Below are 14,062 nucleotides of genomic sequence, written 5' to 3' on the forward strand. Positions count from 1 at the left end.
CATGTCAATTTTTAAAAAACAAGAGTCTTTTTGGATAAATCAGTTTGAAGAAGAAGATGTTCTTATTCATTTGCCTTATAAAACGACTTTAAAACATTTAGGTGATACTAATCATCACAATTTTATTTATAAATCTTTATCATCCGATGTTTCGCAAAAAATCAAGTCTATATCTAAGGACTCTAATATGGCGATTTATGCGATTTTATTAACTGGGATGAAGTGCCTACTTCATAAATACACGAATGAGAACAATATTATTATGGGTATTCCAACGATGGAAGAAAAGAATAGTGACCTTTCGCTTTCCAATAAGTTTTTAATATTAAAAAATAGTATAGCTAGTAATAGTTCATTTAAATCTATATTTAATCAAGTGAAACTAGGTCTAAGTGGAGCCATCCAACATCAAAGAATACCTTTCAGAAAAATGGTCGAACAGTTAAATTTGCAATATGATTCGAACCACTTACCTATGATCAATACCATGGTTTCTTTAAATGAAATTCATTCATTCGATTATGAAAAGCACGTAAGTTCAGATACTATTTTTCATTTCGATCTGGAAAATGATGAAATTCATTTAAAATTATTTTTTGATGAAGATCGTTATGATGAAGAGTTTATGGTTCAAGTGATTGAACATTTAGACCAATTCTTCTCCATTGTTTTAAACCAACCTGATCTAGAGATTAATAAAGTAGATATGCTCTCAGAGACACATAGAAATAAGCTATTATTTGATTTCAACGATACCGCGGTGGAGTATCCACAGAACAAGACGATGCATCAATTATTTGAAGAACAGGTGGAACGAACACCAGATCATATAGCCGTGGTATTTGAGAGTAAACAACTAACGTACAAAGAACTAAATCAACAATCGAATCAATTGGCTAGGACGCTTCGAACTAAAGGTGTACAAGCGGGGCAGTTAGTTGGAATTATGGTAGAACGCTCGCTTGAGATGGTCGTAGGTATATTCGGTATCCTAAAAGCGGGTGGCGCTTATGTTCCAATTGATCCAGAATACCCGGAAGAACGTATTCATTTTACATTAGAGGATTCGCAAGTGAAATGCTTGTTGTTGCAAAATCATTTACAGAAACGAGTATGTTTTGCAGGGACGTCCATTATTTTAGATGATGAACAAAGTTACGATAACAATCGTTTGAACTTGGAGCACGTAACGAGTTCGCATGATTTGGCTTATGTAATCTATACATCAGGAACAACAGGAAATCCTAAAGGGGTTATGATCGAACACGGCAGTATTTCAAATTCCATCCAATGGAAATCAGAATTTTACAAATTTACTGAAGAAGATCGGGTATTGATGCTGAATCCATTCGTTTTTGATTCGTTTATTACCCATTTTTTTGGGCCCATTAGTTCTGGATCGACGGTATATGTGTTAAGTCAACAACAATGTAAAGATGCTATAGCCATTAACACCATCGTAAAAAAACAGGGAATCACGCATATGCAAAGTCCACCGAGTTTTTTGATGACCTTATTGGAAAGTGTGAACGCAGAAGATTGGATTTCGATGAAGAATGTCGTCGCCGCAGGAGAGAAGATCATACCTGCCTTAATACACAAATTACAGCACATTAATTCGCATATCGAAATTTGCAATGAGTATGGCCCAACCGAGAATAGTGTCGTATCAACGGTTCTTTCTATTCATCACGCGGATCAAGACATTTCAATCGGCAAGCCTATTGCGAATAATAGAATCTATATATTAGGGGAACAAAATAGATTACAGCCTATTGGCGTACAGGGAGAATTATGTGTAGCGGGAGCAGGACTCTCTAGAGGTTACTTGAACCAACCGGACCTGACGGCTGAGAAATTTGTAGATGACCCGTTTGTTGTAGGAGCAAAAATGTACAAGACGGGTGATTCAGCCAGGTGGCTGCCAGATGGGAACATTGAATATATAGGAAGAATGGATCACCAAGAGAAAATCCGTGGATACCGGATCGAACTTGGCGAGATAGAAACAGCACTCTTAACAATAAAAGTGGTTCAAGAGGCCGTTGTCATTGCCCGAGAAGATGAAGTGGGAACGAAGCAATTATGCGCATACCTGGTAGGGAAAGATGCAATAGAGATAGGAAAACTGAGAGAAGAGTTGTCCCACAAACTACCAAACTATATGATTCCGTCCTACTTTGTACAACTAGATCAGATTCCACTTACGACAAATGGAAAAGCCGACCGCAAAGCGTTACCTGCTCCGAAAGAAAATATGTTGAAGGGAATGGCGTACGAAGCACCAGAAACTTTTGTGGAACAACAACTCGCATCCATTTGGGAAGTGGTATTAGGAGTTGAGAAGATTGGGATCTCGGATAATTTCTTTGAACTTGGAGGGGATTCTATTAAATCTATTCAAGTGTCTTCGAGGTTATATCAAGCGGGCTATCAGGTACAGATGGAACATTTATTTAAATATCCAACCATAGCAAGCTTAATTCCATATGTTCATCCCATTAGTTCGATGTCAGAGCAGGGGATCATAACTGGAAAAGTGATGTTAACTCCAATTCAACATTGGTTTTTTGAGCAATATAAGGTGGATGCCCATCACTATAATCAATCTATAACGTTATATCGGCAGGATGGTTTTCACGAAGCTACACTTCGCCATGTATTACATAAAATTTGTGAGCACCATGATGCGCTTCGCATCGTATATAACCAAACGGAAAGTGGTTATGAAGCATGGAATAGAGGGACGGAAGATGAACCGTTATATAGCCTTGAAATTATAGATTTCAAGAACCTAGCAGATCCTTCTCAACAGATAGAGAATAAAGCCAATGAAATTCAAAGCAGTATCCATTTGCATAAAGGACCCTTGATGAAGTTAGGCCTATTCCAATGTGCAGATGGAGATCATCTATTGATCGTTATTCACCATTTGGTCATAGACGGGGTTTCGTGGCGAATATTGATAGAAGATGTCTCAAAGGGATATGAACAATTACGTAATGAAGAACCGATTCAATTCCCTCAAAAAACAGGTTCATACCAATTATGGGCAAAACAATTGGAGTTGTATGCGGGTAGTGAAGTAATGCAGCAAGAGCTTGAATATTGGAATGAAATAGAACAAGTCGAATGTAATCCGTTACCTAAAGATGATGAACAGGATCATGCACTAGCAAAAGATAGTGAAGAAATAACGTTAGAATGGACAGCGGTAGAAACGGTACAACTATTAAAACAAGCGAACCGTACTTACAAAACGGAAATCAACGATTTGCTGCTAACCGCATTAGGTATGTCTATTCATCAATGGACTGGCATGGATAAAGTCCTTGTGAATCTGGAAGGGCACGGAAGAGAACAAATTATAGCAGATCTTGATATTACACGTACAATAGGATGGTTTACGAGCCAGTATCCTGTTGTATTAGATATGGAAGCAAGTACAAATATGTCGCACCTCATCAAAACAATAAAAGAAAATCTTCGCCAGATTCCGAAAAAAGGAATTGGTTATGGTATTTTGAGATATTTAAGCGAAAATCAGAATGATGCTCAATTTAAAATAAATCCAGAAATTAGTTTTAACTATTTGGGACAATTTGATCAAGATATTCAAAATACTGCGATGAAGATATCCCCTTACTCTAACGGAGTAGCAACAAGTGAAAACCACACAAGAAATCATCTTATTGATCTGAACGGTCTAATTGTGGAAGGAAAGTTATCACTTTCATTTCGTTATAGTCGCACACAATATCAGAAAGAAACGATAGATCAATGGACTAAACTATTTAAAGATAGTCTGCAAGAAATTATTAGGCATTGCGTAACGAAAGAGAAACCAGAGTTAACCCCAAGTGATATTTCGTTAAAAGGAATAAATATAGAAGAATTAGAAGGATTTGTGCAGCAATCCGAACATATTGGTGAGATAGAAGATATATATGCTTTATCGCCTATGCAAAACGGAATGTTTTTTCACAACCTGCTTAATTCAAGTTCTGATGCTTATTTTATTCAAACAACGCTTGATCTTCATGGATCTTTAGATGTGGAAGCTTTTACAAAGAGTTTGAATCATCTGATACGACGAAATGTCATTTTCAGAACTAATTTTCACAGTAAATGGACAAATAATCCATTGCAAGTCGTATATCGTAATAAACAGAATGGACTCAGATATGAAGATTTGCGTGAAATGAATAAAGAAGAACGTGAAGTGTATGTGGCATCCTATACGAGAGAAGATAAAATTAAAGGTTTCGACTTATCTCAAGATGTGTTAATGCGTATCTCAATCTTGCATACCCATGATGAAACATATCGTTTTATTTGGAATTATCATCATATTTTGATGGATGGATGGTGTCTGTCTCTTGTAATAAAGGAGCTATTCGATGGATACTTTGCGATTCAAGAACAAAGAAAACCTGAGGAGAAGGTAGCGATCCAGTATAGTCAATATATCGAATGGCTAGCAAAACAAGATCATGATAAATCTTTGAAATACTGGAGTGAATATTTGAAAGGTTATGATGAGCAAACGACTCTGCCGAAAGAAAATACAATAACGAAGAGTGACGAATATCGTTCAGAGAATATGATTTATACGCTAAGTAAAGAATTGACTGGGCAAATGACACAAATCGCCAGTCAGAATCAAGTTACGTTGAATACGTTAATGCAGACCGTATGGGCCATTTTGCTGCAAAAATATAATGGAAGTGAAGATGTTGTATTTGGGAGTGTTGTATCAGGCAGACCCTCGGCCATCATAGGCATCGAAAACATCATTGGCTTATTTATTAATACCATTCCAGTACGTATTCATGCCCAAGGCAATGAAGCATTTATTGAAGTAATGAAGCGGAATCAAGAACAAGCCGTCGCTTCTCATCATTTCGATACGTATCCATTATATGAGATTCAAGCTATAACACAGCAAAAACAACATTTGATTGATCATATTCTAGTGTTTGAAAATTATCCCGTCCAAGGCATTATGGAACAGTTTGGGGATCAAGAGAAGACAGCTCTTAAGATTACGAATGTAGAAGCGGATGAACAAACGAATTATGATTTTAACCTGATTATAAAACCAGGTGAAGAGATGAAATGGATGTTTTTTTATAACGCAAACGTCTATGATCAAGCAAGTATAGAACGAATTCGAGGTCATTTGGTTCAAATGATGGAGAAAGTGATAAGAAATCCACAAATCGGTATCAATGAAATAGAGTTAATAACACCTCAAGAGGAAACACAAATTTTAGAGGTATTTAATGATTCCATGGCTGACTATCCATTGGACAAGACAATCCACGGGTTATTTGAAGAGCAAGCGGTACGAACTCCCGATCAAGTGGCTGTTGTATTTGAGGATAAATACTTAACCTATAAAGAATTGAATGAAAAAGCCAATCAATTGGCAAGAACACTGAAATCTGAAGGGGTAGAGGCGGATCAGTTAATTGGGATCGTGGCAGAACGATCATTAGATATGATCATTGGAATCATGGCGATTATGAAAGCGGGTGGAGCCTATGTACCCATTGACCCAGAATATCCAACGGATCGTATTCACTATATGCTTGAGGATTCGGGAGTACACTTATTATTGTTACAACGTCATTTACAAGAACGTATTTCTTTCGCAGGAAAGGTTGTTATGGTAGATCATCATCAATTTTATCATGAAGATTATTCAAATTTAGGAATAACCGTTGCTCCATCGGGATTAGCCTACGTAATTTATACTTCAGGAACAACAGGTAAACCGAAAGGTACGTGGATTGAACATAAAAATGTCGTTCGTTTATTATTCAACAGTAAAAATTTGTTTGATTTTCATGTATCAGATACATGGACTTTGTTTCATTCATTTTGTTTTGATTTTTCTGTATGGGAAATGTATGGTGCGTTACTCTATGGCGGAAAATTAGTCATCGTACCTCAAATGACGGCAAAAAGTCCAGAACAATTCCTACAGTTGTTAAAAAATGAGCAAGTGACGATATTGAATCAAACACCCACTTACTTCTATCATCTCCTTCATGAAGAACTACAAGATCATGGAAGAGAATTGAAATTAAGAAAAGTAATTTTTGGTGGAGAGGCACTCAATCCATCGTTATTAAGTGAGTGGAAGGAAAAATATCCATTAACACAGTTGATTAATATGTATGGAATAACGGAAACGACGGTTCATGTGACCTATAAAGAAATAACTGCAATTGAAATACATGCGGGTAAAAGTAATATTGGCAAACCGATCCCGACTTTGCAAACGTATATTTTGGATAAACACCAACGAAATCAACCTATCGGAGTACAGGGAGAGTTATACGTAGCAGGTGAGGGGCTTGCTAGAGGTTATTTAAACCGACCTGACTTAACAGCAGAGAAATTTGTAGATAACCCCTTTGTTGCAGAAGGGAAGATGTACAGAACAGGAGACGCAGCGAGATGGTTGCCGGATGGAAATATTGAATATCTAGGACGGATTGATCATCAAGTGAAAATTCGTGGTTACAGAATTGAGCTTGGCGAAGTGGAAACAGCGCTTTTAAAAATAGACTCTGTTCAAGAAGCAGTGGTGATTGCTAGGGAGAATAATGATGGGTCAAAGCAGTTATGTGCGTATTTGAAAGGGAACAGCTCACTCACAGCCAAGAAAATGAGAATGGAATTATCTCAAAAAATCCCAGATTATATGATTCCATCTTATTTTATTCAATTAGAGCAAATGCCGTTAACATCAAACGGGAAAATCGACCGAAAAGCATTACCTTCTCCAGAAGAAAGCATGCAAAAAGGAACAGAATATATGGCGCCAAGAACATCTACAGAACAAACGATAACTTCTGCTTGGGAAGCTGTGCTCGGCGTTCAGAATATTAGCATATCAGATAATTTCTTTGAACTCGGAGGCGATTCGATTAAATGCATTCAAGTTTCCTCACGCTTGCTCCAAGCAGGTTATAAAGTTGAAATGAAGCGTTTTTTCACCTACCCCACGGTAGAAGAGTTAAGTTTACACGTTAAATCAGTAAGCACCATTTCTGATCAAGGGGAAGTTACGGGACAAGTGATGCTCACCCCGATTCAACGCTGGTTCTTCGATCAAAATATGGTGGATGCGCATCATTACAATCAAGAAATGATGTTTTATCGAGAAAAAGGATTTGAAGTTAGTTTCATTCACCAAGTGATGAATAAGATGGTTAAGCATCATGATGCACTTCGTATGGTTTACCGCAAGGCGGCTGAAGGCGGATATGAAGCAAGGAATCAGGGGTTCGAGGAAGATGAATTATTTAGTCTTGAAATCATGGACCTTAGGAAAGAAGTAAACTCTGCACAAATCATTGAAAATAAAGTGAAAGAAATTCAGAGTAGTATAAATATAGATCATGGGCCGTTGATGAAACTTGGCTTGTTCCAATGTGCTGAAGGGGATCATTTATTAATAGCAATTCACCATTTAGTGGTAGACGGGGTTTCATGGCGTATTTTATATGAAGATATTCAATCAGGACTTGATCAATTTTTAAGAGGGCAAGAAATTCAGTTCCCACAAAAAACGGCTTCGTATAAACTATGGGCAGAACAATTGTCTATTTATGCAAACAGTTCTGTCATGGAGCAAGAATATAAATATTGGCATTGTATTGAGCAGGTTGATATGAAACCACTGCCTAAAGACATTGACTGTGACTATACCATAGGGAAAGACAGTGAAGTGATAACCATACAGTGGACAGCAGAAGAAACCGAACAATTATTGAAGCAGACACATCATACGTATAATACTGAAATTAATGATCTATTGCTAACGGCACTTGGCATGGCTATTCATGATTGGACAGGTATGGAAGAAATTATTGTGAACTTGGAAGGCCATGGGAGAGAGCAAATCATTCCAGACATGGATATCACCCGAACGGTGGGTTGGTTTACAAGTATGTACCCTGTGATCCTTAGTATGAAAGCTGCGTCAGATGTATCAAGAAGGATTAAGACGGTTAAGGAAGGATTACGCCAGATACCAAACAAAGGTGTTGGTTATGGTATTCTAAAGTATTTGTCACATTCTCATAAAGAATTTATTCTTGAAAAAAATCCTGAAATTAGTTTTAACTATATGGGACAGGTGGATCAAGGTTCAGAAAATGATGGAATTAAATTTTCATCTCATTCTAGTGGTCCATCAGTAAGTGAAAACAACAAAAGGCCATTTTCACTTAATATCAATGGTATCGTTATAGAAGGCAGGTTGTCGCTCACAATCAACTATAGTCAAAGACAATATCGACGAGAAACAATGGAGCAACTGGCGTCGCACTTTAAGGAAAGTCTCAAGGAAGTGATTGTCCATTGTGTTACGAAAGAACGAACCGAACTTACACCAAGTGATATTTCATGCAAGACATTAACCATTGATCAACTGGATCGCTTAGTGGGACAAACACAACACATAGGTCGTATAGAAAATATTTATCCGTTAACACCGTTACAGAAGGAAATGCTGTTTGAAAGTGAACGGAATCCAATTTCGGGAGCTTATTTTGTACAAATCATGTTTGATATGCGTGGGGATTTCGATGTTACCTCTTTTGCACAGAGCTTGGATCATTTAATGCAAAGACATGCGATATTAAGAACTAATTTTTATAGTGATTTCATGGATATCCCTTTACAAATCGTTTATCAAGAGAAGAAATTTGAATTTAATTATGAAGATTTACTGGATATGAAGGAGATTCTACGTGAGGGATATGTTAACGATTATATCCAACAAAATAAGGCAAGAGGATTTGATTTACAACAAGATTCCTTAATACGTATGACTGTTTTACGAACAAAAAATGAAGAATACCGCGTTATATGGAGTTTTCACCATACTTTAATGGATGGTTGGTGTATGTCTCTTGTAAGCAAGGAAATATTTGAAAATTACTTTGCTATTCGGGAGAAAAGAAAACCTAAAATGACGTTACTGACGCCATATAGTCAATTTATTGAGTGGCTAGAACAACAAAATAGTGAAGAAGCAATAAAATATTGGGGTCATTACTTGGAAGGTTATGAAGAGCAAACGAAATTGCCTGGAGAAAAAATAAAAAGAAAGAATGTAAGACAAGATTCACAAACTTTAAACTGTTATTTGGATGATGTATTAATCCAGCAAATGAAGCAAGTAGCGGAGCAGAACCAGGTTACCATGCACACATTAGTGCAAACGGCTTGGGGTATTTTACTACAGCAATATAATGAAAGTAACGATGTTGTATTCGGAAGCGTTGTATCAGGCAGACCGCCTGTTATTCCTGGTATTGAAAGTATGATTGGATTATTTATAAATGCAGTGCCTGTTCGTATTCAATCGAAGGGAGAAGAATCTTTTATATCATTAATGAAAAAAACTCAAGCACAAGCCGTTGTGTCACATGCTTATGATACGTATTCATTATATGATATTCAAAATTTAACCAAGCAAAAACAATCTTTAATTAACCACGTTGTTGTATATCAGAATTTCCCTGTTGAAGAGCAGCTGGAGGATTTGGGTAAACACGGCGAAAAACCTCTTGAAATTATGAATGTTGAGTGTGCAGAACACAATAGTTTTGATTTTACTTTAATAGTCAAGCCCCATGATCATATGAAGATGATACTGCTATATAATGCAAATGTGTATGACTCATCAACAGTAGAACAGATTCAAGAGCATTTTATCGCTATCATTACACAAGTGGTAACGAATTCTGGGGTTAAAATAAATGAACTTGGATCACGTCGAATGACAACAATATAGCCCATAAGCAACCTGCTATATGAATATCTCAAACAGGATCTTTTCCAAAAATAGAAACCAAGAAGAGGGTACCAAATGAAGACATATATTGCATTTTTGCGAGGTATTAACGTAGGTGGAAAGAATATGATCAAAATGGCAGTGTTAAAACAACTGTTCGAAACGATGGGTTTCCAACGCGTACAAACCTATATTCAAAGCGGAAATGTCCTCTTTCAATCAAATGACTTGGAGGGAACATTACGCAGTCAAATCGAGCAAGAGATCGAAACGATTGTTGGATTTGCAGTCAATGTTGTGTTGAGAACGGCTGTTGAGCTGGAACGGATTATCGGTAATTGTCCATTCTCGGAGGGGGCAGTGGCGGAAGCGGAAGCATCTTCCGTTGGAGAAAGTCTCTATGTTTCGTTGATGGTAGAAGCGCCGGTCCAAGAATCCGTTGATCGGTTGAGCATCTACGCAAGTCCTAATGAACAATATTGTGTTGAAGGTCGAGAGGTCTATTTATTGTTTGGGAATAGTGTACGGAATTCGAAATTATCGAACAATTTGCACAAGCTTGGGGGACCAGCTACGGTCCGTAATTGGAAAACATTAAGCAAGCTTTTAGTATTGGCAAAAACTATGGATGGTGCTTAAATAAATACAATAAATAAGGGGTGCCGAATTAACGGTGTCTCTTATTTATTCTGTATTGCCAATTTATGGTGAGTGAGATATTGTTAGGAAATAGTTGCTCGAAAGCTAATTTGTTCCGCGGAGAGACCTTTGGTTATCGATTACGGTGTGGGATAGTCTATAGGTTTAACGATAAAGAAGCGATGCCCTCATGTACAAATAGATTAGGTATCCAATGCTATGGATTGATTTTATAATTAATATATGAGGTGAGTTGAGATGAGTAGATCTGAGCAGAGTACAAAGTTAGATTTAGAAAGAATTGTTTTTATCGGAAGAAGTTATAGGGAGTATTTAGATATGTTTTCTCTTTCGGTGGAAGAATTGAAGGGGAAGAAAATACTGGATTGTCCAGCGGGGGCTTGTTCATTTACAGCATTAGGTAATCAATTAGGATTAGATATCACGGCATGTGATATTGCTTATTATCATGCTGGGGAAGACTTAGAGAATAAAGGACTGAAAGACATTGTGCATACAATGGAACAGTTGGAAAAAGTTAAAGAAAAGTACAAGTGGGATTATTTCAAAGATATAGACAGTCTCAGAGAATATCGTCTAAATGCTTTGAAAGATTGTGCTAACGATATGAGAGAATCAAGTGAGCGATACATTCCTGTTACGCTACCTACTTTACCGTTTCGAGATGGGGAGTTTGATATTCTTCTTTCTGCACATTTCTTATTTACGTATGCTGACCGAATAGATTATGAATTTCATATAACAACGTTGAATGAGTTATTAAGAGTGTCGAAAGAGGAAATTCGTATATTTCCTTTAGTGGATTTAACAGGGGAAAGATATGAACATCTAAATATAATAGTGAAATATCTCGAAAGTATGGGATGCTCAGTTGAAGAGGTTAAGGTATCCTATGAATTTCAGGAAAATGCAAATTCAATGTTGAGAATAATCAAGGGGAAATAGGAAGGGGGAATGGCGAGAATGCAAATCATCAAGTTGTTTTTTATTCCATACGCTGGAGGTTCGGCTACCGTCAGTTTAAAGTGGAAGGAACAATTAAATCCTCATATCCAGTTGATTCCACTGGAGCTGTCTGGAAGGGGGATACTTGGTGGGGAGATTTTACACAGTAATATACATGACGCGGTAAAAGATCTGTCCATTTACATTCAGAATTTCTTAAAACCCGGTGAGCGTTATGCAATTTATGGTCATAGCTTGGGGAGCAGGATTGGGTTTGAATTGGTATACGAGTTGTTAGCTAACAACTACGGGGAACTACTACACTTCTTTGCATCTGGTGGAAGTGCGCCTCAAATCAAGCGTACCCCAACATACATCTACGATAAACCTGACGATGAATTTAAGGAGCATTTGATGAAATATAGTCAAGCTTCCAATGAGGTATTTGAGAATAAAGAACTTTACGATTATTTCGTTCCTGTACTGAGAGCAGATTTTCAAATGTCTGAAAGTTATGAATATGTTCCCAAATTAGATAAGCTAAGTTGTAATCTAACAGCCTTAACGGGTCTGGATGACCCTAATGTTTCGGATTGGGACATGTTAGAATGGGGCCAGCATACGACGGGTGTCTTTAAGTTGTGTAACGTCTCAGGGGGGCACTTTTTCATAAATGAGAACCATCGAGAGGTTGTCGAAATCATAAACAATACCTTGAAATCAGAGATATTATTTGATCATATTGATTATGCAGAGCTTTAAGAAATCATTTAGCGTCTATTTGCTGGATGTAAGGCATAATTCTGGGCAACGTATCATGTTGTCCTTTTTTTTATTGCTCAAGGTAATGATAATAGTTAAAATATTGAAACTTTGAATCTCCTATATACGTCTATTATTAAAGTATATGACATAATTTTCTTGAGATATGTAAGAAGACGAGACAGGGAGGCAAATAAAAGCAGTGAACCCTTCATCATTACCCAGACGTTCAACGGTACACCAACAGAAGAAAATAACCAAGAAAAGAAAGAAAAAAGGATTTATTTATGTAATGAATCGGGTATTTTTGGGTGTGTTTATGCTGCTAATTGTTGCAGGGATTTGGTTGTATTTTGCCCCTTCAGCTCAAAATATCCGATATCTAATTGCGGACACTTTTATTACAACGCAGCACCGTTACTTAGCTAAATATATTATCGGAGAAGATGAATTGAAAACACGGGTGACGGAGTATAATACCCGGTTTGAGCATATGGGAGATGAAATAGATACGCATGACATTCAACCCATCGTGCAAGAAGAGAAAAAGCCTCTTGTCGAAATTGAGAAGATTACAGGCAGCGGTTATACCGGATTCGTTATGATAGTCAACGATCCGACGAAGGTCCGACTGGGCATACCTAGTAAAGTGGGTACTGGAGAAAAGGTATCCGATATGGTCAAGCGCACAGGTGCGATTGCCGGAGTTAATGGGGGTGGATTTGCTGATCCGAATGGAAAAGGCAACGGGTTCAAGCCGATTGGCGTCGTAATTTCGCAAGGACAGCTATATTATAACGGTATCGGTGGCAAGAAGAGCACACAGATTGTAGGGCTAGATCGAGAAGGTAAGATGATTGCTGGTAACTACACGCTCAAAGAGCTGACAGAACTGGGGGTTCAGGAGGCAGTCACGTTCCAGCCACGTATGATCGTTAATGGGAAGGGACTTATTAAGAATGCAGGCGAAGGCTGGGGTATTGCTCCAAGAACGGCTATGGGACAACGTGCGGATGGCGCGATCCTATTTGTTGTCATTGATGGACGGCAGGTAGGTTACAGTGTAGGCGCGAACTTATATGATGTGCAGCAAATCCTGCTTCAACACGGCGCTGTGATTGCGGCGAATTTGGATGGCGGTTCCTCTACCGTGTTGGTCAAGGACGATGAGATCGTTAATAAGCCATCTTCTCAATATGGCGAGCGGTATCTACCTACTGGATTTCTGGTCTTTGAACATCCTGAGCAGGTCAGTCTACCTAACATTTGGAAGGGACTTGATTCGAAGGATATTGATGCTGGGAAGAAGCGGAAATAAGTAGCACTTAGTAGATCAAGGAGATAGCAAGGGGGAATATCGTTGTTCATAAATATGACAGGGCATGTCTTCGTAAGATCTCTTATTAGTGTGGCTAAGAAAGATTTGCCGGACGATTTCGATATCAATTTTATCAGCATGGTTGGCATTTAGGATCAATAGATACAACGGATGTAGTTCTTATTTTGCTAATGGATAACGTTGGTGGAATGGCGGGTGCTTCGGCAGCTGCTTTTTTCTTGTGCTCATCTACTGATGATGAATTGTTCATATCCAAACGGTAAGTTATCAAATATTTGTCAACCAAGTGAGAGTTTTACTAATATTTCTCGTCTATATAGTATAGAACTTTTAGGAGGCTTGCCATTGGAAGAATGTGCACATGGGAATGATGATGAACAACGATGGATTAGCCGAGTGTTGGAGGGACATAAAGAGGAATATACCTTTTTGGTGAACAAGTACAAGAATAAAATATATGGTCTTCTCCGTGGAATGGGGGCTGATCAACAGGATGCTCAGGATCTAACTCAAACTAGATGGTAATTTCAAAGCGA

The 14,062-nt window shown here is 37.8% G+C and carries 6 protein-coding genes; all 6 read left to right on the plus strand.

The genetic code is table 11. The features are described from left to right. The first annotated feature begins 1 nt into the window (after nucleotide 1). Nucleotides 2–9,820 carry a non-ribosomal peptide synthetase gene (locus PGLA_RS06590; RefSeq protein WP_068530549.1) on the plus strand — a complete coding sequence of 3,273 codons (9,819 nt, stop codon included), beginning with the start codon at nucleotides 2–4 and terminating at the stop codon, nucleotides 9,818–9,820. A 75-nt stretch (nucleotides 9,821–9,895) separates the two neighbouring features. Then, nucleotides 9,896–10,459, plus strand: a complete 564-nt coding sequence (locus tag PGLA_RS06595; protein WP_068530551.1) for a DUF1697 domain-containing protein — start codon at nucleotides 9,896–9,898, stop codon at nucleotides 10,457–10,459. A 258-nt stretch (nucleotides 10,460–10,717) separates the two neighbouring features. Beyond that, a complete protein-coding gene (locus PGLA_RS06600; protein ID WP_068530554.1) occupies nucleotides 10,718–11,425 on the plus strand; it encodes an SAM-dependent methyltransferase in 708 nt (235 codons plus the stop codon). 18 nt (nucleotides 11,426–11,443) lie between these two features. After that, entirely contained in the window at nucleotides 11,444–12,187 is a 744-nt protein-coding gene (locus PGLA_RS06605) for a thioesterase II family protein (protein ID WP_068530557.1), read from the plus strand. A gap of 202 nt (nucleotides 12,188–12,389) precedes the next feature. Beyond that, a complete protein-coding gene (locus PGLA_RS06610; RefSeq protein WP_068530560.1) occupies nucleotides 12,390–13,505 on the plus strand; it encodes a phosphodiester glycosidase family protein in 1,116 nt (371 codons plus the stop codon). Nucleotides 13,506–13,871: 366 nt separating this feature from the next. Then, entirely contained in the window at nucleotides 13,872–14,051 is a 180-nt protein-coding gene (locus PGLA_RS06615; RefSeq protein ID WP_068530564.1) for a sigma-70 family RNA polymerase sigma factor, read from the plus strand. Nucleotides 14,052–14,062: the final 11 nt, after the last annotated feature.

It is taken from the genome of Paenibacillus glacialis, assembly GCF_001637205.1.
In the GTDB taxonomy this organism is placed as follows: Bacteria; Bacillota; Bacilli; order Paenibacillales; family Paenibacillaceae; genus Paenibacillus_AQ; species Paenibacillus_AQ glacialis.